This window comes from Polyangium spumosum, assembly GCF_009649845.1.
Taxonomy (GTDB): Bacteria; Myxococcota_A; Polyangia; order Polyangiales; family Polyangiaceae; genus Polyangium; species Polyangium spumosum.
In genome coordinates, this window is record NZ_WJIE01000010.1 from 112275 (window position 1) to 133192 (window position 20918).

A 20918-nucleotide genomic window follows, 5' to 3' on the forward strand; every position below is an offset into this window, starting at 1 on the left:
CGCGCTGCGCTCGAGTGTAACGCGGCGCGAGACGTCGAGCCGCTATTTGGCGCGCAGGCTCTCGACGAACTTCTCGAACGCGGGCTTCGCGGCGGTGACCGTCTTCTCGGGGCCCGTCAGTTTGAAGAACGTCAACGCGCCCTCGGTCTCCACGATGGCGCCGAGCAGCGCCCATTTCGGCTTCGACGAGGCCGGCGCGGCGCCCGGCATGCCCATGCCGCCCGAGAACGTGCCGTGGATCTCCACGACGGTCACCGAGAGCTCACCGATCTTGCGATCTTGCCGGGACGTCGTGTCGTCCTTTCCACGCTCGAACTGGCCGGACCAGCGGTTGACGTTCTGATCGATCGTGCCGCCGGCCTGCATGACGCTCATCTCGGCGTCCTCGGTGTCCCCCTCGGCGCGCGGGATCTTGAAGGTCGCCATGCGCATCTTGCTCGGGTGATCGACCTTCTCCCAGCCCGCGGGGACGTCGTAGGCGACGTCCTTCGGGCCTTTGGGGCGCGAGGGCGCCGCGCCCGGGTTCGTGTTGCCTGCGGGAGGCGCGGCGGCGTGCGGGTTCTGTGGCGGCGCGTTGCTCGGGGGGGGCTCGGGCGTCTTTTCGCACGCGGTGAGGGCGACGATTGCGCCGAGCGTGAGCAGTGGAGCGAGGAGCCTTTGGCGCATGGTGGCTAGTAACCCTCCGTCTTGCAGATGATCTCGTTCATGATCTCGCGCGTCCCCCCGCCGATCGGGTAGAGCCGCGCATCGCGGTAGAGCCGCTCGACGAGCGTCTCGCGCATGTAGCCGTGGCCGCCGAAGATCTGCACGGCCTCGTCGCAGACGAACGAACACATGTCCGTCGCGGTGTTCTTCGCCATCGCGGCGAGGCCCGTGACCATGTCGCCGCGCAGATGACGCGCGACGACGTCGTTCATGAGCGCGCGCGCCGCCGCGATCCGCGTCGCCATGTCCGCGAGCTTGTGGCGCAGGACCTGGAAGCCCATGATCGGCTTGCCGAAGGCGCGGCGCTCGCGCGCATATCGCACGGCCTCGTCGTACGCGAGCGAGGCGATCGCCACGCAGTTGGCCACGAGCAGCAGGCGCTCGACGGCGAAGTTCGTCATGATCGGGATGAAGCCGGCGTTCTCCTCGCCGATGAGGTTCGCCCGCGGCACGCGGCAGCCGTCGAAGACGAGCTCCGCCGTGTCCGAGGCCCACCAGCCCATCTTCGCGAGCTTCTTCCCCACGGAAAAACCAGGCGTCCCACGCTCGATCACGAGCAACGAGACCCCGGCGTGCCCTTCACCGCCGGTGCGCACGGCCGTCGTCACGAGGTCCGCGCGGCAGCCCGAGGTGATGAACGTCTTCGCGCCCGTGACGACGTAGTGATCACCGTCCAGCACGGCGCGCGTCGAGAGCGAGGCGACGTCGCTGCCGCCGCCGGGCTCGGTGATCGCGAGCGCGGCGATCTTCTCGCCGGCGAGCACGGGCGGTAAATAACGCTTCTTTTGATCCTCGGTGCCGAAGTTCAGGATCGGCGGCAGCGCGATCGCGTGGCTGCCCAGGCCCACCGCCGTGCCCACGGACGTGCCGCCCGTGATGAACTCCTCGGTCGCGGCGATGATGTGCGAGAGATCCCCGCCGGATCCGCCGTACGCCTCGGGGTAACCGATGCCGAGCATGCCCGCGCGGCCGGCCTTCTCGTAGAGCTCGCGCGGGAACTCGTTCGCCTCCTCCCAGGCGTGGGCGAAGGGCGCGATCTCGCGGCGCGCGAAGCGACGAATCTCGTCCCGCAGCCGGGCGTGCTCGGGGGTCTCGTGGAGCGAAGGCAGGGATGTCACGGTGCGCGGTCCGTTCCGGGCGAAGAGCTCACGACGAGCGAGCTCGTGCCTGACGCATGCGGATGTCGCGGGGCGGAGGGCGTGGTGTCGGGCGAGGTTTTTTCAGGCTCCAGACCGGAGCCTCGTCAACCGCCTCAACCACCTCCGCCGGGCGCAGGGGCCGCCGCAGCGCCGGGCTGCCCGGCGGGCGCCGCCGGAGCGGGCGGGGGAGCCGCAGCCGCGACGGGCTCGGCTTTGATCGTGATCTCGTCGGGCCGCGTCAGCGACGAGCAGGCCGTCGCCGAGAGCGAGAGGATCACGACCGCGAAGGTCGTCATGAAGTGTCGGGAGAGCACGCGAGGAAGTTACCACCCGACGGGCCTCGGGATCCATCCCCTGCCGCGCCGCGCCCCGCTCGTGCTACCAAGGGAAGCGCATGGATCCCGCGTTTCGCCGCTCCTTCAACGCCGCCTTCGGACCCGACACGTATGCGGACTACCTCGCGCGCCTCGAGCGCCGGGTAGGCTCGAAAATCCCCTTCCGCGTGGCCGAGACGCCGCTCTTCTTGCCCGAGGGGCTCCGGAGCTACCTGGCGAAATCCGCCACCGAGATCGTGCAGCAGATCTCGCGGCCGCAGGTGATCGAGACGATGAAGCGCGCGATCCCCGCGCACCTCGACGCGCCGGGGATGGACCACCTGCCGAACTGCGTGCAGGTGGACTTCGCGATCGTGCGCGGGCCGAGCGGAGAGCTCGAGGGTCGCGTGGTCGAGCTGCAGGCGTTCCCTTCGCTCTACGCGCTGATGGTGCTGCAGAGCGAGGTCGTGGCCGACGTGATGCGCGTGATGCCGGGGCTCGATCGCAAGTGGTCGATCTTCTTCGGCGGCCTCGATCGCGACGGCTTCGTGGCGCGCCTGCGCAAGGCCGTGGTCGCGAGCGAGGATCCGGCGAACGTCGTCCTGCTCGACATCGACCCGCCGAACCAGAAGACCTACCCCGACTTCCTCGCGACGAAGGAGCTCATCGGCGTCGACTCGGTCTGCCCGACGACGCTCGTGCGCGAGGGGCGCAGGCTCTTCCGCAAGGTGAACGGCAAGCTCATGCAGGTGCGCCGCATCTACAACCGCGTGGTCTTCGACGAGCTCGAGGCGCGCAAGATCGAGCTGCCTTTCCGCTACACCGACGACCTCGACATCACCTGGTGCTCGCACCCGAACTGGTACTGGACGTGGTCGAAGTACACGCTGCCGTACATCGATCACCCGGCCGTGCCCCGCGCCCGCTACCTCTCGGATCTCACGGAGATCCCGCACGATCTCGAGCGTTACGTGCTGAAGCCGCTCTTCTCGTTCGCGGGCTCGGGCGTGAAGGTGGATCCGACGAAGGAGGACATCGACGCGATCCCGGCGTCGGATCGGCACGGCTGGATCTTGCAGGAGAAGATCAACTACGAGCCGGCGCTCCCGATGCCCGACGGATCGGGCGTGAAGGGCGAGGTGCGGATGATGTTTTTACGCGCGCCCGACGAGCCCATGCCCGAGCTCGTGCTCAACCTGGTGCGCCTCTCGCGCGGAAAAATGCTCGGCGTCGATCAGAACAAGGATCTCACCTGGGTCGGCGGCACGGTCGGGCTCTGGCCGGTCGACTGATCCGGTTCAGAACGGCCAGACGAGCCGATACGGCAAGGCCAAACGCCACGCGCCGAGGACGAGCGCCGCCGTGGTCCCGAGCAGCGCGACCTGCAGCCACGGCCTGGGCGACGGGCGCGTGTTGCGCAGGACGAGCGCCGCGCCGAGCCCCACGACGACGCCCGCGACAAACCCGAAAAAATGCGCGCCGAGATCCGATTGCGGGTTCGCGCCGAGCGCCCCGAGCAGCGCGAGCCCGCCGACGATCGGCGCCGCGATCTCCTGCAGCGTCCGCTTCTGCCCCGCCGCGTGATGCCGATCGAGCGCGAGCTGCGTGGCCGCGAGCAAGCCGATCGCGCCGAACACCGCCGTCGAAGCGCCGATCGATCGATGCACGTCGCTCGAGAGCGCGTGATACGCGACCGCGTTCGCCACGTTGCCCAGCGTGCCCGCCGCGAGGATCGCGAGCGCCGCGCCGCCCGGGCCGAGCCTGCGTTGCACCGCCGATGCGAAGATCGAGCCCGAGATGACGTTGCCGATCACGTGGGACGAGTCCGCGTGCAGCGTGAGCGCCGTGAGCGCGCGCCACGGCTCCGCGCCGAGGATGAGGTCGCTCTCGGCGCGACCCCGCTGGAACCAGAGCGAGTTCTGCGCGACAGGGCCCGTCACCAGGAAAAACAGGGCGAGCGCGACGAAGAGGAGCGGCGCGATGATCGAGGGCGCGTGCCGCGGGCGCTCGCGCACCTTCTGCGGCGGCCAATCCCGATTCTCGGCTTCGTACCGATCGATCGAGCTCGACGCGAGGTCGTAATCCTCGTCCCGCACGACGAGGACCCAGCCGCGGAACGTCCAGCGCATCATGTGCCAGAGCGACATCGACTGCAGGACGAGCGACCAATCCCGCGCCTTGCGCTCGGTCACCGGGCCAATCGCCGTGAGACCCGGGAGCGGATCGACCGGCGCGAGCCCGTCGGGCGGCGATGGGAGGAACTGGCCATGGGCCTGGGCAGCGCTCGCGCCTGAATGGTCGTCGTTGTCGTTCACGGTTCGGGGAACGTGCGAACGGGCATGAGCGCTGTCAACACGGCCGGGCTTTCCGTCACCTCCGAAAGTCCCCTTGTGGTCAGGGCGGGTGCGTGGCAGGGCAGGAACGTGTCCACCGCCATCACGAACGGAATCCGCGTCAACGTCACGACCGTGTACGTGCCGTCGCAATCCATGCCGAGCGCGAGGCGTTACGTGTTCGCATACACGATACGCATCTCGAACGAGGGGACCGAGACGGCCCAGCTCCGCACGCGCCACTGGATCATCACCGACGGCAACGGGAAGGTCGAGGAGGTGCGGGGGCCCGGCGTCGTCGGGCAGCAGCCGATCCTCCGGCCGGGAGAACATTTCGAGTACACGAGCGGCTGCGTGCTGGAGACGCCGCGCGGCTCGATGCGCGGCACCTACCAGATGTACCCCACGAGCGGCGGGCCCGCGTTCGACGCCGAGATCGCGCCGTTCACGCTCGCCATGCCGCACTCGCTGAACTGAAAACGAGAGCGGGAGCTCCTCCCGTGGGAAGGGCTCCCGCTTCGTGTGCGCCTCACGCGTGCTCAGGCCTGGGCCGTGGCCTCGGGCTCCTTCGCGTCGGGCTTCTTCTCCGCCTCGTCGGCGGGCTTCTCGTTCGGGATGAACGAGAACGAGAGCGCGTCGTCTTTCAGATCAACGACGGCCTTTCCGCCGTGCTCGAGCTCGCCGAAGAGGATCTCGTCGCCGAGCCGGGGCTTGAGCTCGCGCTCGATGACGCGCCCGAGCGGACGCGCGCCGAAGGCCGGATCGTAGCCCTTCTTCGCGAGGTAGTCGCGCGCGGCGTCGGTGACCTGGATGCTCACGCCCTTGTCGCCGACGAGCGCCTCGATCTCGCGGATGAACTTGTCGACGATGCTGCCCATGACGCTCGGATCGAGCGCCTTGAACATGATGCGCGCGTCGAGGCGGTTGCGGAACTCCGGGCTGAACACGTTCTTGAAGGCGCGATCGTCGTCGCCCACGCTCCCGCGTTCGCCGAAGCCGAGGCGCGTCTGCGTGAGCTCCCGCGCGCCGACGTTGCTCGTCATGATGAGCACGACGTGCCGGAAGGAGCTCTTCTTGCCGTTGTTGTCGGTGAGCGTTCCGTGGTCCATCACCTGCAGGAGCACCTGGAAGATGTCCGGGTGCGCCTTCTCGATCTCGTCGAGCAGGAGCACGGCGTGCGGCGTCTTCGCGATCGCCTCGGTGAGCAGGCCGCCGCGATCGAAGCCGACGTAGCCGGGCGGCGCGCCGATGAGGCGCGAGACCGTGTGGCGCTCCTGGTACTCGCTCATGTCGAAGCGGAGGAACTCGATCCCCATGACCTTCGCGAGCTGCTTGGCGAGCTCGGTCTTGCCGACGCCCGTCGGGCCCGTGAAGAGGAACGAGCCGATCGGCTTCTCCGGCGAGCGTAGACCCGCGCGCGAGAGCTTGATGGCGCTCGCGAGCTGGCCGACGGCCTCGGCCTGGCCGAAGACCACGCCCTCGAGCTCCTTCTGCAGATCCTTGAGCTGCGCGCGGTCCGAGGTCGAGACCTGGCGCGGCGGGATCTGGGCCATCTTCGCGACGACGATCTCGATGTCGGACACGTCGACCGTGTAGTCCTCGCCGTGCGCGAGGCGCGCCGCGGCGCCCGCCTCGTCGAGCAGATCGATCGCCTTGTCGGGCAAGCGCCGGTCGCGGAGGTAGCGGTCGCTGAGCTTCGCCGCGGCCTCGAGCGCGGCGTCCGTGAACTTGACCTTGTGAAACTCCTCGTAGTGCTTGCGCAGCCCCTCGAGGATCTGGCGCGTCTCGTCGACGGAGGGCTCGTTGATCTCGATGCGCTGGAAGCGGCGCGCGAGGGCGCTGTCGCGCTCGAGGTGCCCGCGGTACTCCTGGAAGGTCGTCGCGCCGATGCAACGCAGGCGGCCGGACGCGAGCGCGGGCTTCAGGAGGTTCGAGGCGTCCATCGTGCCGCCGCTCGCGGCGCCGGCGCCGATGATGGTGTGGATCTCGTCGATGAAGAGGATCGCGCCCGGCTGCTTCTCGAGCGCCTTGAGCACGCCCTTCAAGCGGTTCTCGAAGTCGCCGCGGTAGCGCGTGCCGGCGATGAGCGCGCCCATGTCGAGCGCGTAGATCGTCGCGCCCTTGATCGCGTGCGGGACGTCGCCCTTCACGATCTTCATGGCGAGGCCCTCGGCGATCGCGGTCTTGCCGACGCCGGCGTCGCCGATGAGCAGCGGGTTGTTCTTGCGGCGACGCGCGAGGACCTGGATGGTGCGCTCGAGCTCGATCGTCCGGCCGACCAGCGGATCGATGCGCCCGCTCTCCGCTTCCTTGTTCAGGTTCACGGTGAACGAAGCGAGCGGATCACGCTTGCCCTCGCGGCCGCCCTCGCCCTCGGCCTCGGCGGCGTCCGCGCCCTCGGTCGCGTCCTCCGGCCCGACCTCGTCGTCCTGGCCGTCCTTGGCGATGCCGTGCGACAGGTAGTTCACCACGTCGAGGCGGTGCACGTCGGCCTCGCGGAGCATCTGCACGGCCGGCGACTCGCGCTCGGAGAAAACAGCGACGAGGACGTTCGCGCCCTTGAGCTCCTTCTGGTTCGTGTTCTGGACGTGCACGGCCGCGCGCCCGACGACGTTCTGGAAGCCGAGCGAGACGACGGGATCGCTGTCGACGTGTTCGGGCAGCGCCTCGATCTCGTCCTCGAGGAAACGCTCGAGGCGCTTCTTCAGCTTCGACAGATCTCCGCCCGCCTTGCGGATCACGTTCGCCGTCTCCTCGTCGAACGTGAGCGCGTAGAGAAGGTGCTCGACGGTCACGTACTCGTGCCGTCGGCGGATGGCCTCGTGCGTGGCCAGCTTGAAGGCGATCTCGACCTCGGGGCTGATCTTCATGGTTCCTACTCGGGTTCGGCCGAAAGCCGGAGGGGCATGCCGTGTTGCCGCGCGAAGCTCTGCACCTGGGTGACCTTCGTCTCGGCGACGTCCTTCGTGTAGACGCCCGCGACGCCGCTGCCCTTGTGATGCACGCTGAGCATGATGTGCGTCGCTTCCGTGTCGGTCTTGTGGAAGAACTTCACGAGCACGAGCACGACGAATTCCATCGTCGTGTAGTTGTCGTTGTGGAGGACGACCTTGTAGCGGCGGACCTTCTCGACCTTGCGCTTCTTCTGGGTCGCGAGATCGCCTTCCTGGTCCTCTCGTTCACGCGGATCGTTCGCCATGGGTCTGTGGGGGCCGAACAGAATAGCAAGCCAGGGCCCGGCGCGCCGGTGGTCGCGCGCCGTTAAAAGATACGCTCGGGGCGGGCAGCGAGCAGGGAGGCGCTACTCCGCGCCGGGCTCGGGGGTGACGAGCTGGATGGGGCAGCGCTCGATCCGCCAGATTTCATTCGCGTATTCGCGGACCGTGCGATCCGACGAGAAAGATCCGACCCGCGCGATGTTGAGGGCGGCTTTGCGCGACCAGCCCACCTCGTCGACGAAGGCGCGCTCGACGAGCTGCTGGGCGTCGGCGTAGGCGCGGAAGTCGCTCATGACGAGGTAGCGGTCGCGGCCGAGAAGCTCGTCGACGATCGGGTGGAAGGCGGTGGGATCCTCGGGCGAGAAGAAGCCGGAGCGGATGAAGTCGATCGCCTCGCGGAGCTCGGGATCGGCCTCGTAGGCGGCGCGGCCGGGGACGCCGGCGGCGAGGCGGGCCTCGACCTCCTCGGCCGTGAGCCCGAAGAGGAAGAAGTTTTCGGCCCCGACGGCCTCGCGGATCTCGATGTTGGCGCCGTCGTAGGTGCCGATCGTGAGCGCGCCGTTCATCGCGAGCTTCATGTTGCCGGTGCCGGAGGCCTCCATGCCCGCGGTCGAGATCTGCTCGGACAGATCGGCCGCCGGGATGATCTTCTCGGCGAGCGAGACGCGGTAGTTCGGCAGGAAGGCGATCTTGAGCTCGGGGACGCGGCTGTCGTCGTTCACGACGGAGGCGATGGCGTGGATCAGCCGGATGATGAGCTTGGCCTGCCGGTAGCCGGGCGCGGCCTTGGCGCCGAAGATGAAGAGCCTCGGGTGCACGCGCTCGCCGCGCTTGGCGCGCAGGTAGAGCGCGACGATGTGGAGCGCGTTGAGGAGCTGGCGCTTGTACTCGTGCAGCCGCTTGATCTGCACGTCGAAGATCGCGCCGACGTCCACGTCGAAGCCGAGGTCGCGCTTGACGATGCGGGCGAGCGCCTCCTTGTTCTCGCGCTTGATCGCCCGGAGCTCGGCGAGGAAGCTCGGATCGTCCACGGCGGGCTCGAGGTCGGCGAGGCGCTCGAGCTCGGTGACGAAGCGCGGGCCGATGCGGGAGGTGATGAGCCGGGAGAGCCGGGGGTTGCAGGCGAAGAGCCAGCGGCGCGGGGTGACGCCGTTCGTCTTGTTGCTGAAGCGCTCGGGCCAGAGGTCGTGGAAGTCGCGGAAGAGCGAGCTCTGGACGAGCTCGCTGTGGAGCTTGGCGACGCCGTTGATCGAGTGGGATCCGACGACCGCGAGGTGCGCCATGCGGACCATGCGCTCGGGCCCCTCCTCGAAGATGCTCATGCGCCGAGCGCGGCCTTGATCGTAGGGGAAGGCGACGGTGACCGCGCGGAGCAGGCGGCGGTTGATCTCCTGGATGATCTCGAGGTGGCGCGGCAAGAGGCGCTCGAAGAGCGCGACGGGCCAGCGCTCGAGCGCCTCGGGCAGGAGCGTGTGGTTCGTGTAGCCGAAGGCCCGCACGGTCTGGATCCACGCCTCGTCCCAGGAGAGGGAGTGCTCGTCGACGAGCACGCGCATGAGCTCGGCGATGGCGATCGCCGGGTGCGTGTCGTTGAGCTGTATCCCGACCTTGTCGCCGAACCTCGAGAAGTCGTCGTGTGTCTTCGTGTAACGCCAGACGATGTCGTGGATGGAGCAGGCGACGAAGAAGTACTCCTGCCGGAGCCGTAGCTCCTTGCCCTTGTCGAAGTTGTCGTTCGGGTAGAGGACCTTGGAGATGACCTCGGAGGCGTTCTTCTGCTGGACCGCGCTCACGTAGTCGCCGGCGTTGAAGAGGCCGAAGTCGAAGTCCTCGTGGGAGCGGGCCGCCCAGAGGCGCAGCGTGTTGACGGTGCCCGTTCCGTGGCCCGCGATGGGCGTGTCGTAGGGGACGCCGAGCACGTGATCGGCCGGGTGCCAGAGGACGCGGAAGCCGCCGCGGGCGTCCTGCACCATCTCGGTGCGGCCGCCGAAGCCGACGGTGACCGCATACTCGGGGCGCTCGATCTCCCAGGGGTTGCCGAACTTCAGCCACTCGTCGGCGCGCTCGACCTGAGCGCCGTCGCGGATGACCTGCTCGAAGATGCCGAACTCGTAGCGGATGCCGTAGCCCTGGCCAGGCAGCTCGAGCGTGGCCATCGACTCGAGGATACACGCGGCGAGGCGCCCGAGGCCGCCGTTGCCGAGGCCGGCGTCGTGCTCCTGCTCCATCACCTCGTCGAGATCGATGCCGAGCTCGCGCAAGACCGCGCGGTAGGTGTCCTCGACGCCGAGGGCCTGCAGGTTCGACTGGAGCGCGCGGCCGAGGAGGAACTCCGCGGAGAGGTAGTAGGCGCGCTTGACGTCCTTTTCGTAGTAGGTGCGCTGCGTCTGCGACCAGCGCTGCACCAGGCGATCCCGCACGGCGAGCGAGAGCGCGACGAAGCGGTCGAAGGCCGTCGCGGTCTCGAAGTCGCGGGCGCGTGAGAACTGCACGTGGTCGGTGAACGCGCGGCGGAGGGCGGCGGGGTGCATGCCCGTCCGGTCGTCCTCGACGCGGACGCGCGAGGGCACAGGATCTTGGGCGGAGCCAGCGGGGATCGCGCCATCGGCCGGCGCAGTGGGGCCCTGGAAGAAGGAGGTCATCGGGCGCGCATCATAGCGAACCTCTCGCGGAGCGCCGCAGGAGCTTGTCCCCCGGCGGCCTGGCTGTGATAGACGACCCAAGGGCCCGCGATCGCGCGCGGCGAGAGAGGAATCATGAGGAAAACGCGTGGGGCGAAGGTGGGTGGAGCGCTGCTCGGCGGGGCGATGGTGGCGTTGCTCCTCGGTCTCGGTGCGACCGGCTGCGGCTTCCTGAAGCAGGAACAGGAAGAAGCCGAAAAAAAAGCGTTTGGTGCGGCCTGCGCGAAGGACGCGGACTGCGCGTCGCAGAAGTGCGCGGCCACGGGCAGCATCTGCACCAAGAGCTGCACGTACGACAAGGACTGCGGCGACGGGCTCGTTTGTCGGTCGAAGGACGGCGCATCGGATCGCGAGTGCAGCAAGCCCGCGGGCTCGAAGGTCGGCACGAGCTGCGCGGCCGCGAGCGAGTGTGATCACGGCTATTGCCTGAAGAAGGCCGACGCGCCGAACGAGCCGGGGTTCTGCTCGGCGACCTGCCAGGGCCCCGGCGAGTGCCCCGACGGCCACAAGCTCTGCGACACGCTCACGGCCAGCGACACGACGAAGCTCTGCCTCCTCGGCGACGACCGGATCCCGATCGGAGAGCGGCCGCAGTTCACGGCGCCGCCGACGACGACCGCGAAGGCCCCCGCGACGGCGACCGCGACCGCCACGACGTCCGCGACCGCGGCGCCCACGGCGACGGCGACGACGGCGCCCACGGCGGCGCCCACGGCAGCGCCCACGGCCGAGCCCACCGCGACGCCTTCGGCGACGACCACGGGGCGACCGAAGATCAAGCTCGACCTCGGGAAAACGAAAAAGTGACGTTCGGAGCGCCGGGCGCTCGTGTCCGGCGCGCGGGAGTTCCGGGGCGCGCGGGGGTCGGGTAGTATCGAAGCGCGCGCGGCCTCGCGAGGCCGCGGGCACGGGGAGCAGAGGTCGATGAACAAGTCTCAGCGAAGGTCGCGTCCCGCGGCGCGCGTGGCGATGATGGCCGGTGCCGCGGCGATCGCGCTCTTGTCGCGAGGTGACGCGTTCGCGCAGTCGAAGGAGGAGCTCGACAAAGCGCGCGCGCTCTTCCGCGAGGGGCTCGCGCTCAGCGCGGCGAACAACTGCGCCGGCGCCCTCGTGAAGTTCAAGGCCGTCGCCTCCGTGAAGATGACCCCGCAGGTCGCCTTCAACATCGCCGAGTGCGAGGAGAAGCTCGGCAAGCTGCTCTCGGCGCTCGGGAACTACAGGCTCGCGGCGAGCGCGGCCGCGGGCGACAAGAAGGCCGCGGACGTCGCGGCGGCGTCCGGGCCGAGGATCACCGCGATCGAGGAGCGCCTGCCGAAGCTCACGATCGCGCGCGGCAAGGGCGCGGAGGCGGCCATCATCGAGCTCGACGGCACCGAGCTCGGCGCCACGCAGATCGGCGTGGAGATGCCCGTCGATCCCGGCCCGCACTACATCGTGGCGAAGCTCGGCAACCGCGAGATCTGGAAGGACTCGATCAACATCCCCGAGCGCGATACGAAGACCGTGGAGGTCGCGGTCGAGGACGAGCCCGCGACGACGGACGGAGAGCCGAAGGACGACAAGCCTCCGCCGCCTCCACCGCCGCCGCCGCCGCCCCCGAGCGGGCCGAGCATCCCGGGGATCGTGCTCACGGGCGTCGGGGTCGTGGGGATCGGCGCGGGGCTCGGGCTCTTCTTCGGGCCTCGGCAGTCGACGATCGACGAGCTCGAGGATCTCTGCGGCGGCGACACGTCGTGCCCGCCGTCGGCCAAGGAGACCGCGGATCGAGGGCGCATGTTCACGGGGATCGCGCAGGCCGCGGTGGGCGTCGGGGCCGCGAGCTTGATCACGGGCGTGATCCTTCTCGCGACGAGCGGCTCGAAAAAATCTTCTTCGTCGGCGCAAACGGCTTCGGCGGAGGCCGAACGAGGCGCGCGGTTCATCGGCGCCGCGCCCGGCGCGACGCTCGGCGGCGTGAGCCTCGTGGGGAGGTTCTGATGGCACCGCGAACAGGTTCGTCCGTGCGTCTCGCTTCGTGGCTCGTGCTCGCGGGGCTCGGCGTCGCCGGGATGCCGGCCGCGTGCCTCTATCCGGAGTACACGTTCGACGAGCCCGAGCCCTCGGGCAGCGCGAGCGGCCCCGGCGGGCAGGGCGGTCAAGGCGGCCAGGGCGGACAAGGTCCGGGAGGACAGGGGCCGGGAGGGCAAGGCGGCCAGGGCGGGCAGGGGGGTTCGCCCGGCGGCGAGTCGTGCCTCAACGGCATCGACGATGACGGTGATTCGCTCGTCGATTGCGCGGACGACGATTGCACCGCGGGGTACGTGTGTGTCCCGTCCGTGCCTTTTGGCTGGAGCGGCTTCGCTGCGCTCTACGAGGGGCTGCCCGCGCAGGCGCCCGCGTGCCCGAGCGCGTTCCCCTCGATCACGCCCTTCGAGGGCAAGAACACGCTCACCACGCCGACCCACACCTGCTCGGCGTGCTCGTGCGGCGCGCCGACGGGACAGACGTGTGATTTGCCGGATGAGATCACCATCCAGAACAAGGCCTGCGGCACGACGCCGACGGTCACGGGCAAGCTCACCGTTCCCACGAACTGGAACGGCGCGTGCCACGGCCCCGACGGTTATCAGGCAGGACAAACCTGCGACAACGGACCGTGTAACGTCTCCGTCACGAGCGCGAAGCCCACGGTGACGGGTGGGATGTGCGCGCCGAGCGGCGGAGCGCCGACGCTCCCGCCGGTCGCGTGGGCCATCCAGGGGAAAGCGTGCGGTGATGCGTCCCTCGGCGGCGGGTGTGGCATGGGCATGGTGTGCCAGCCCAAGACGCAGCAGCCCTTCCTGCCGGGCCTGTGTGTCTACAAGGGCGGTGACAACACCTGCCCCGCGGGCGACTTCACCGAGAAGCACCTGTTCTTCGAAGACGCGGACGACGCGCGTACGTGCAGCCCGTGCACGTGCGGCGCGCCGAGCGGGTCGACGTGCGACGCGACCCTCACGATCTACGGCGATCAGTTGTTGAACACGTGCAACACGCTGATCACGACGTTCACCGCGGGGAACTGCGCCAATGTGTCGGGCAACCCTTCGCTCGTCGGTCGCCAGGCCACGACCACGGCGCCCACCGGCGGCGCCTGCGCCGTCTCGGGGGGCGGCCAGCCGACGGGCGCGATCACGCCCTCGAACGCCACCACGTTCTGCTGCATCGCCCCCTGATCGACCGGTTCGAATGAACGAAGCCGGATCCGAGCGTGTTTGGCGCTTCGGATCCGGCCTTCGTGTGCCCGGCCTTCTCGCGAGCGAGCCGCTTACTTCTTCTTCGGCGCGGGCGCGGCCGGCTTGCCTGCCGCGGCCGGCTTGCCCGTCGCGGGCGGCGGCTTGGCCCCCGCGTCGCCACCCTGGCCGCTGTTGTACATCTGGATCGCGCGATCCGTGATCTCCAGGTCGGCGCGCATGTACGGGACGCTCGCCTTCTCCAGGATGATCTCGTAGCCGTCCTGCGCCGCGATCCGACGGACGATGCCGATGATGCGCTGGTAGATCGGCGTCGTCATCTCCGTCTCCTTGCGCTGCATCTCGCGCTGGTACTCCATCGCGATCGCCTGGAGCTCGGCCGCCTGCTTCTGCAGCGTCTCGAAGCGCCGCTGGAGCTGCTCCTGCGGCACCTTCTTGTTCTGCGCGTCCTTCTCCAGCGACTCCTTCTCCACCTGGAGCTTCTGCTGCTTCGCGTCGAGCTCGACCTGCCGGCTGTCGAAGAGCTTCTTCAGCGTGGCCTGGACGCGCAAGCCCTCCTCGGTCTCCAGCATCGCGCGACGCACGTCGATCACGGCGATCTTCGACTGCGCCGCGGCCGCCCCTTCCGCCGCGAGAAACCCAGACGCGCCCGCGACGAGCGCCGCCGCGAGCACCGGGGCCCTGAGCCCGGAGAGCCAAGACGAACGCCGGGTGCCCACGAATCCAGTACGATCTGCACGCATCACCCCGGGGGACTAACCCCGAAGCCGCGTCGATGCAACGTTTTCTTGCGTGCTACCGAACGACGCCGCCGCGTTCGAGCGGAGCTCGCGACACGGGCGAATCAGGTGCCCGGCTGAAAATATCGGCCCCGCCGGTGGTAGGCATACTGGACGATCCGATAGACCTCTTCGTTCCGGCGGACGAAGGCCTCGCGATGATGCGGCATGCGGATCGTGCGGACGCGCTCCGTGAGCGCCGTGAACGCGGCGTCGAGGACGGCGTCGGCCTCCTCTTCTTCCCCCACGGAGAGCAGGGCTTCGATCAAGGTCACGCGGATGCCCTCTTCCCATTCCTCGACGGGCATCGAGGCGAGTCGCGCGTTCGCGTCGCGAGCGGTCTCGACCGCGGCGTCGACCACGCGCCGAGCGAGCTGGACACGCGAGAGCGCGAAGAGCGCGAGGACCTGGAGGGCCGGCTGCGCGCGGGTCTCCTCGATCGCCCAGCGGGCGAGGCTGAGCGCGGTGGAGAGATCGCCGGGACCGCCGCGCCAGACGAGGAAGATGGTCTCGTAGATACGCGTGTTCACCCGCAGGCGCGCGGCGTTCGTCTCGTCGGCGATGCGGGCGGCCTGGCGCTGGTGATCGATGCCGAGATCGAGGTTGCCGAGGCGCGCGTAGCTCATGCCGAGGTTGTGCAGCGCGAAGGCCTCGAGGATCCGCATGCGGCGCGCGCGGGCGTCGAAGAGGGCGCGCTCGAGCATCGACTGCGCCTCCTCGAACATGCCGAGGTGGTTCAGCGCCGAGCCCACGTTCAGGCGGCCGCGCGTGGCGAAGGCGATGTCGCCGATGCTCTCAGCGACCTCGATCAACGAGGCGCCCGTGGTGACGACCTCGGACGGGTCGTTCATGTGGGCGATCGCGAAGAGCCGGGCGTCGAGGGCGCGCACGAGCGCCTCACTCGCGCCGGAGGCGCGCGCGGCTTCGACGGCGTCGTTCGCCACGCGCATGGCCTCGCCGGGCTGCAGGCGATCGACGAGGCCGCGGACGCGCACCGCGAGCAGGCTCGCGCGGATCGGCGGCGAGAGCGTGTTCGCGTAGGGCGGCGTCAAGGCCCTCGCGGCGCGATCGTCACCCTCGGCGGCGCGGCCCGACTCGATGAGCGCGGCCGCGGCGAGCCGCTGCGCCTCGCCCCACATGTCCGAGCCGCCGTGGGCGAGCTGTGCGGCTTCCTCCGCGGCGGCGATGCCGTCGAGCAGCCGGCCCATGAAGATCGAGAACTGCGCCCGCGCGACGAGGAGCTGCACGCGCACGTCGCCGGTCGCGCCGCAGGCGAGGCCGCGGTTCGCGAGATCGAGGGCCGTCTCGAGCTGCGCGCCGTTCGTGTAGGCCTGCTTCGTGGCGCGCGCGTAGAGCCGCGCCGCGCGCTCGTGCGCGCCGCCCGCGTCGGCGTGCCGGGCGATGAGGCCCGCGTCGACGTCGCCCACGGACTCGAGCCAGTTGCCCGCGGCGAGGTGGAGCGCGGCCCGATCCTCGTCGAGGATCGCCTCGTACGCGGCGTCGCGCACGAGGGCCTGGCGGAAGATCCACTCGTCCTCGCCGGCGATCCGCGACTCCGGCTGGCGGGCCACGATCTCCGCCGCGAAGAGCTCCGAGAGCTCGAGGCCCACGGTCCTGCCGACGATCGCGGTCACGCCGCCGGTCCAGAACGACTGGCCGAAGACGGAGGCCGCGCGCAGGACCTCACGAACCTTGGAGGACATACGATCCAGGCGGAGCTGCACCACCGCCTGCACCGTGAGGGGCAGCTCGTTCCGGCCCTCGGCGGCGCAGCGGACGAGCTCTTCGAGGAAGAGCGCGTTGCCGTCGGCGCGCTTGACGAGGTTCGCCCGCGTGGCGGCGTCCATGCCCGGCAGGGCCGCGGAGACCAGGCGATCGGCCGCGAGCGGGGAGAGCGGCGCGAGCCAGACGCGCGTGATGTTGCGGCGATCCCAGAGCACGCGGAGCCGCGAGGCGAGCTCCGTGCGGCCGAACGCGAAGACGGCGAAGCGGAGCTCCGCGCAGCCGAGCAGCCAGTCGACCATCTCGAGCGTGGTGTCGTCGGCCCAGTGCACGTCCTCGAGCACGAGCACCTGCGGCGCGCGATCCGCCTCCGCGCGGAAGTACGCTTCGAGCGCCATGCGCAGGCGCGACTGCATCAGCTCGGCGCTCGCGCGCGCGGCCCGGAGCGGCTCGTCGTCGTGATCGGGGAACGTCACGCCGACGATCTCCCCGAGGAACCCGGCCACGAAGCGTTGCCCCGGCGGCAGGCGCGTGGCCACGTGCCTCCGCACCTTCAGCACCTGCTCGGCGTGCGCCTCGCCGTCCTGTAGGCCCATCACGGCGCGGAGCGCGCGGCCGAGCGCGGACAGGCTCGACGCCTGGCTGATCGAGTCGCCGCGGCAGATCAGGAGCTCGGGCCGCACGGGCGCGACCTCGAGGCGCTGCACGAGCTCGCTCCGGACCCGGCTCTTGCCGATGCCCACGGGGCCGAGGACGAGCGCGCCGCGCGGCGTCGCGTCCTCCAGGAGCTCGCCGTAGATCCCCTGCAGCAGCGCGATCTCCTTCTCGCGACCCACCGTCGGCGTGGGCCGGCCGAGGAGCTGGCGCGCGACGAACCCGCTCGTGTCCTCGCGCAAGAGCATGCCGCCGCGCCCGTCGGTTTGCAGGATGAACCGGCCTTCGAGCGCGCTCGCGGCGTGGGTGTCGACGCGGACCGTGCCCGGGCTCGCGAGCTCGATCTGCCCCACGGCGCGCTCGAGCGCCTGGCCCGCGAGGTTCGCGCGGCCGCGGATCGCGAGGCCGATCGCCACGGCCGCGCGCGCCGTCGGCAGCGCCTGCGTCACGACGAGCGCGGCGCGGGCGGCGCGCATGACCTCGTCGCCGCGCGAGTGCTCGACGCCGAGCACGGCCACCATCTGCTGATCGAGCAGCGGCTCGAGGCGCGTATCGTCGCCGAGCACGGCGCGCAGCTTTTGATCCACGTCGGCGCCGAGGCGCGCGCCGGCGAGGTTGAAGAGCACGGACGCGACGACGCGGCGCTCGGCCGATCCGGGCCGCGACACGGGCGCGGGCGGCGCGCCGGCGTCGGTGATCGTGATCGGCTTGTGGCCGGGGACCGCGCGGACCGCCGAGGCGCTGCTGCGATCGGTCGCGGGTGGATCGTTGTTGAGCTGGCCGACGCGCGCGAGGGCGCGGGCGAGCTCGCCGCTGTTCTCGAAGCGGTTCTCGCGGCTCCGCGCGGTCGAGCGCAGGATCACCTCGGCGAGCGCCTCGGGCACGTCGAAGCGGATGCTCTGCGGGTTCGGCGGGTCCTCCAGCACGAGCCTGCCGAGCAGCGCGATCACGTGCTCGGTCTCGAAGATGTTGCGGCCCGTGACGAGGCGGAAGAGCACGGCGCCGAGCGAGTAGACGTCGGCGCGCTCGTCGATGAGCTCACCGCGGGCCTGCTCGGGGGCCATGAAATGTGGCGTGCCGATGATCGTCCCGCGCTCGGTCTGGTACTCGTCGGGCACCGGCGGCTTGACCACGCCGAAATCGATGAGCTTGATGGCCGTGCCTTTGCCGCGGACGAGGAAGATGTTCGAGAGCTTGAGATCGCGGTGCACCACGTTCCGCGCGTGGATCGCGGCCATCGCCGCGGCCGACCGCCGCACGACCTCCACGGCGTCGCGCATCCCGAGCGGCGCGCGCCTTTGCCGCTGGCCGAGGTCCTCGCCGTCGAGCCATTCCATCGCGAAGAACAGCCGCCCGTCGCTCCACGTCCCGTGCGTGACGTACTGCACGATGTTCGGGTGACGCAGGTCCGCGAGAATCGCGATCTCGCGCATGAAGCGCACGCGCTCCTGCGGCGTCGCGCTGTCGCGCAGGATCTTCAGCGCGACCTCCTGTCCCGTGAGCTGGTCGGTCGCCTTGTAAATGTCCCCCATGCCGCCGCTGCCCGCGCGACCTTCGATGAGGAACCGGTCCGACGCCTGACTGAACTCCGGGACCACTGAGCGTACAGGCTACGCGAGGTCCAGCGCGGCTGGGTAGATTTCGGGACCAAAATCGGGCCGGCCCCTTGGAAAAAATTTCGCCCTCGTGTGCCTCGCTCGGGCCTTCCCGCCTCGGCGGCCTCGTGCCATGGCGCGGCGAGAGCATGGCCGAGCCCCTCAAGTTATTCTTCGACGAACGCCTCGTGCGCCGCATCGCCACCTCGATCCAGGCCGCCTGGCCCGATTTTCCAGCGCGAGCGTTCATCGCCGAGGCGTCGACCGGGCTCGACGACAAGGAGCTCAAGGACCGCGGGCGCCACATCGCCGGGGCGCTCGGCCGCGCCTTGCCGGCCGACTTCGAGCGCGCGGTCGACGTCCTGCTTCGTTCGCTCGAGACGCCCGCGTCGCGCGACGAGGGCGCGATGTCGGCCTTCTTCTACCTCCCGCACCTGGAGTACGTGGCCACGCGCGGCCTCGATCACTTCGAGGCCTCGATGCGGGCGCAGCACGCGTTCACCCAGCGTTTCACGGCCGAGTTTTCCATCCGCTTCTTCCTCCTCCGCGAGCCCGAGCGCACGCTCGCGCGGCTCCGGGCCTGGGCGACCGACCCGAGCGTCCATGTGCGCCGCCTCGTCTCCGAGGGCACGCGACCCCGTTTGCCCTGGGCGCAACGTTTACCTGCGTTCGTCGAGGATCCCACGCCCGTGCTCGACCTGCTCGAGCTCCTGAAGGACGATCCCGAGCCGTACGTCCAGCGGAGCGTGGCGAACAACCTCAATGACATCACCAAGGATCATCCGGATCGGGTCGTCGAGTTGTGCCGCCGCTGGAGCGAGGGCGGGGGCCCTGGGCGCGCGTGGATCGTGCGGCACGCGCTTCGCTGGCTCGTCAAGCGCGGGCATCCGGGGGCGCTCTCGTTTTTCGGCGCCTCGGCCGCGCCCGAGGTCGTGCTCGAGCGCGCGAGCGTCACGCCCGGGAAGGTCCCCCTCGGCGCGGAGGCGCGTTTCTCGTGCGAGCTCGCCTCGCGCGCAGATGCGCCACAGAAGCTCGTCGTCGACGCCGTCGTTCATTATCCCGGCGCAAATGGAAAGGCCCGCCCCAAGGTCTTCAAGCTGCGCAAGATCGAGCTCTTACCCGCGGGGCGGGAGCGGATCGAGGGCCGGGTGAAGCTCGTCGATTTGACGACGCGCCGCCATTACCCGGGCGAGCACCGGATCGAGCTCCGGATCAACGGCGTGGATTTTCCGCTCGGCGGCTTCGAGGCTACTGCATCGAACGGTAAAGGAACGTCGCCATCTGGGCGCGCGTCACCTTCGCGTCCGGGCAATAAAGCTGCTTCGCCACGTCGCAGCCGGACGTGATCCCGGCGGCGGCGAGCGCGTTGATCGCGCCCTCGAACTGCGAGGTCTCGTCGTCCACGAAGGCGTCGACCGACGAGGCGGGCAGCGCGAAGGCCTTCGTCAGGAATGCGGCCATCTGCCCGCGCGTGATGTCGTCGCTCGGGCAGAACCGCGTCCCGTCCGCGCTGCAGCCCGACGTGATACCGGCCGCGGCGACGGCGTTGATCGAGGCCTCGAAGATCGATCCGTCGTCGTCCGTGAACTTGTCGGGCCCCGGCGGCAATTGCAGCGCGCGGGCCAGGAAATCGGCCATCTGCCCGCGCGTCACGTTCGCGTCCGGGCAGAAGAGCTTTTTGGTCGCGTCGCAGCCCTTCGTCAGCCCCGCCTCGGCGAGCCATTCGATCGCCGTGCGGTGCGTCGATCCGCACACGTCCACGAAGACCGCGTCGCAGACCGGCCCTGGCCCGTCGTACCCGAGCGTCTTCGCGTAGCCGCCCCACACCTTCCAGAAGAGGTAATTCCCGAATGGCGGGTTGTTGCCGCCGGAGGCCTTGTCGCCCACCCACGGCGTGTACGTGTACAGCACCGCGGCGGCCTTCCCTTTGGGCGTGATCGTGTATCCGTCGAGCGTCTTCTTCCCCGCGCCCACCTTCCATCCGGCGATCGTCGTGCTGCCCGCCGCGAGGTCGTCGAGGTAACCCCGCGTGAGTTTTCCCGCGCAATCGAGCTGCTTGTCGAACCCCACGTACGCCGGGTTGCACGGCGCGTTGTCGGGGCAGCCGCAGCCGAACGCCTTGTCGAGGCGGCTCTTCGGGCACGTCGCCGAGGTGTTGCCGATGAGGGAGGACTCCTTTTGCAGGTGCGTCAGGACGAACAGCGGGTTCAGGCCATATTTCACGCTCGTCTCCGCGATCACGGTCCCCGCGGTTTTCCCGCCGAACGTCATGCGCGAGAGGCACGAGCCGCTGCTGTGCAGGTGCGGGTAGGGCTTCTTCAGGAATGCGTCGACCTCGGCGGCGGTGAACGCCTGCGGGTCGAGCATCTCCGCGTCGGGGATGATCGCGTGGCGATCGAAATCACCGAGCGCGAAGTCCTCCATCATCGGGTTTTCGTCGTCGAGGGCCCCTTCGTCGCCGGGCTCGGCGATACATCCGGCGCCGAGGAGAAAGGCGAGGGGCGCGATGAGGGAGGCGAAACCAAGGATTCTTCGGTGCATGCCCGCACGATAGCAATGGCCGGGC

Annotated in this window: 16 protein-coding genes; 6 read left to right on the top strand and 10 right to left on the bottom strand. The window is 69.7% G+C overall.

Annotated features, from left to right (window positions below):
* Nucleotides 1-42: 42 nt before the first annotated feature.
* The 3 genes from GF068_RS29855 to GF068_RS29865 all read right to left on the bottom strand — a co-directional run bounded on the left by GF068_RS29855 (nucleotide 43) and on the right by GF068_RS29865 (nucleotide 2158).
* Entirely contained in the window at nucleotides 43-666 is a 624-nt protein-coding gene (locus GF068_RS29855; protein ID WP_153822897.1) for a hypothetical protein, read from the bottom strand.
* 5 nt (nucleotides 667-671) lie between these two features.
* Nucleotides 672-1814, bottom strand: a complete 1143-nt coding sequence (locus GF068_RS29860; RefSeq protein ID WP_153823069.1) for an acyl-CoA dehydrogenase family protein — start codon at nucleotides 1812-1814, stop codon at nucleotides 672-674.
* Between the two features lie 143 nt (nucleotides 1815-1957).
* Nucleotides 1958-2158: a hypothetical protein gene (locus tag GF068_RS29865; protein ID WP_153822898.1), complete on the bottom strand. Its 201-nt coding sequence runs from the start codon at nucleotides 2156-2158 to the stop codon at nucleotides 1958-1960.
* Between the two features lie 80 nt (nucleotides 2159-2238).
* Between GF068_RS29865 and GF068_RS29870 the strand changes: the two genes are divergently transcribed.
* A complete protein-coding gene (locus GF068_RS29870) occupies nucleotides 2239-3450 on the top strand; it encodes a hypothetical protein (RefSeq protein WP_153822899.1) in 1212 nt (403 codons plus the stop codon).
* A 6-nt stretch (nucleotides 3451-3456) separates the two neighbouring features.
* Here the strand turns inward: GF068_RS29870 and GF068_RS29875 are convergent, their stop codons facing one another.
* A complete protein-coding gene (locus tag GF068_RS29875) occupies nucleotides 3457-4473 on the bottom strand; it encodes a rhomboid family intramembrane serine protease (RefSeq protein ID WP_338046636.1) in 1017 nt (338 codons plus the stop codon).
* 108 nt (nucleotides 4474-4581) lie between these two features.
* Here GF068_RS29875 and apaG point away from each other — a divergent pair, with 108 nt between their 5' ends.
* Complete coding sequence (apaG, locus tag GF068_RS29880; protein WP_338046637.1) at nucleotides 4582-4968, top strand: Co2+/Mg2+ efflux protein ApaG; 387 nt, start codon at nucleotides 4582-4584, stop codon at nucleotides 4966-4968.
* Nucleotides 4969-5030: 62 nt separating this feature from the next.
* Here the strand turns inward: apaG and clpA are convergent, their stop codons facing one another.
* The 3 genes from clpA to GF068_RS29895 all read right to left on the bottom strand — a co-directional run bounded on the left by clpA (nucleotide 5031) and on the right by GF068_RS29895 (nucleotide 10351).
* A complete protein-coding gene (gene clpA / locus GF068_RS29885) occupies nucleotides 5031-7361 on the bottom strand; it encodes an ATP-dependent Clp protease ATP-binding subunit ClpA (RefSeq protein WP_153822901.1) in 2331 nt (776 codons plus the stop codon).
* Between the two features lie 5 nt (nucleotides 7362-7366).
* The gene (gene clpS, locus GF068_RS29890) at nucleotides 7367-7690 is read right to left on the bottom strand and encodes an ATP-dependent Clp protease adapter ClpS (RefSeq protein ID WP_153822902.1); all 324 of its coding nucleotides are present in this window, start codon (nucleotides 7688-7690) and stop codon (nucleotides 7367-7369) included.
* Between the two features lie 102 nt (nucleotides 7691-7792).
* Nucleotides 7793-10351, bottom strand: coding sequence for a glycogen/starch/alpha-glucan phosphorylase (locus GF068_RS29895; RefSeq protein WP_153822903.1), 2559 nt, complete (start codon nucleotides 10349-10351; stop codon nucleotides 7793-7795).
* Nucleotides 10352-10465: 114 nt separating this feature from the next.
* Here GF068_RS29895 and GF068_RS44480 point away from each other — a divergent pair, with 114 nt between their 5' ends.
* The 3 genes from GF068_RS44480 (at nucleotide 10466) to GF068_RS29910 (ending at nucleotide 13584) form a co-directional block, all read left to right on the top strand.
* Nucleotides 10466-11197, top strand: a complete 732-nt coding sequence (locus GF068_RS44480) for a hypothetical protein (protein ID WP_153822904.1) — start codon at nucleotides 10466-10468, stop codon at nucleotides 11195-11197.
* Nucleotides 11198-11314: 117 nt separating this feature from the next.
* Nucleotides 11315-12367 (top strand): hypothetical protein, encoded by a 1053-nt coding sequence (locus tag GF068_RS29905; RefSeq protein ID WP_153822905.1) that lies wholly within the window; start codon nucleotides 11315-11317, stop codon nucleotides 12365-12367.
* 23 nt (nucleotides 12368-12390) lie between these two features.
* Nucleotides 12391-13584, top strand: a complete 1194-nt coding sequence (locus GF068_RS29910; RefSeq protein WP_153822906.1) for a hypothetical protein — start codon at nucleotides 12391-12393, stop codon at nucleotides 13582-13584.
* Between the two features lie 92 nt (nucleotides 13585-13676).
* Here GF068_RS29910 and GF068_RS29915 read toward each other — a convergent pair whose 3' ends face one another.
* Both GF068_RS29915 and GF068_RS29920 read right to left on the bottom strand, forming a co-directional pair.
* Complete coding sequence (locus tag GF068_RS29915; protein ID WP_338046638.1) at nucleotides 13677-14321, bottom strand: OmpH/Skp family outer membrane protein; 645 nt, start codon at nucleotides 14319-14321, stop codon at nucleotides 13677-13679.
* Nucleotides 14322-14446: 125 nt separating this feature from the next.
* Nucleotides 14447-18355: a serine/threonine-protein kinase gene (locus GF068_RS29920; RefSeq protein WP_338046639.1), complete on the bottom strand. Its 3909-nt coding sequence runs from the start codon at nucleotides 18353-18355 to the stop codon at nucleotides 14447-14449.
* 146 nt (nucleotides 18356-18501) lie between these two features.
* On the opposite strand from GF068_RS29920, the gene GF068_RS29925 reads away from it, so the two are divergent.
* Nucleotides 18502-19698: a DNA alkylation repair protein gene (locus tag GF068_RS29925; protein WP_153822908.1), complete on the top strand. Its 1197-nt coding sequence runs from the start codon at nucleotides 18502-18504 to the stop codon at nucleotides 19696-19698.
* Here GF068_RS29925 and GF068_RS29930 read toward each other — a convergent pair.
* Nucleotides 19601-20893 (bottom strand): S-layer homology domain-containing protein, encoded by a 1293-nt coding sequence (locus GF068_RS29930; RefSeq protein ID WP_170319745.1) that lies wholly within the window; start codon nucleotides 20891-20893, stop codon nucleotides 19601-19603. The genes GF068_RS29925 and GF068_RS29930 overlap by 98 nt on opposite strands.
* Between the last annotated feature and the right edge of the window lie 25 nt (nucleotides 20894-20918).

What these genes read in the sequence shown, in the direction of transcription:
- GF068_RS29855 (WP_153822897.1), bottom strand. Translation starts at nt 666, where the DNA reads ATGCGCCAAAGGCTCCTCGCTCCACTGCTCACGCTCGGCGCAATCGTC.
- GF068_RS29870 (WP_153822899.1), top strand. Translation starts at nt 2,239, where the DNA reads ATGGATCCCGCGTTTCGCCGCTCCTTCAACGCCGCCTTCGGACCCGAC.
- clpA (WP_153822901.1), bottom strand. Translation starts at nt 7,361, where the DNA reads ATGAAGATCAGCCCCGAGGTCGAGATCGCCTTCAAGCTGGCCACGCAC.
- clpS (WP_153822902.1), bottom strand. Translation starts at nt 7,690, where the DNA reads ATGGCGAACGATCCGCGTGAACGAGAGGACCAGGAAGGCGATCTCGCG.
- GF068_RS29895 (WP_153822903.1), bottom strand. Translation starts at nt 10,351, where the DNA reads ATGACCTCCTTCTTCCAGGGCCCCACTGCGCCGGCCGATGGCGCGATC.
- GF068_RS44480 (WP_153822904.1), top strand. Translation starts at nt 10,466, where the DNA reads ATGAGGAAAACGCGTGGGGCGAAGGTGGGTGGAGCGCTGCTCGGCGGG.
- GF068_RS29905 (WP_153822905.1), top strand. Translation starts at nt 11,315, where the DNA reads ATGAACAAGTCTCAGCGAAGGTCGCGTCCCGCGGCGCGCGTGGCGATG.
- GF068_RS29925 (WP_153822908.1), top strand. Translation starts at nt 18,502, where the DNA reads ATGGCCGAGCCCCTCAAGTTATTCTTCGACGAACGCCTCGTGCGCCGC.
- GF068_RS29930 (WP_170319745.1), bottom strand. Translation starts at nt 20,893, where the DNA reads ATGCACCGAAGAATCCTTGGTTTCGCCTCCCTCATCGCGCCCCTCGCC.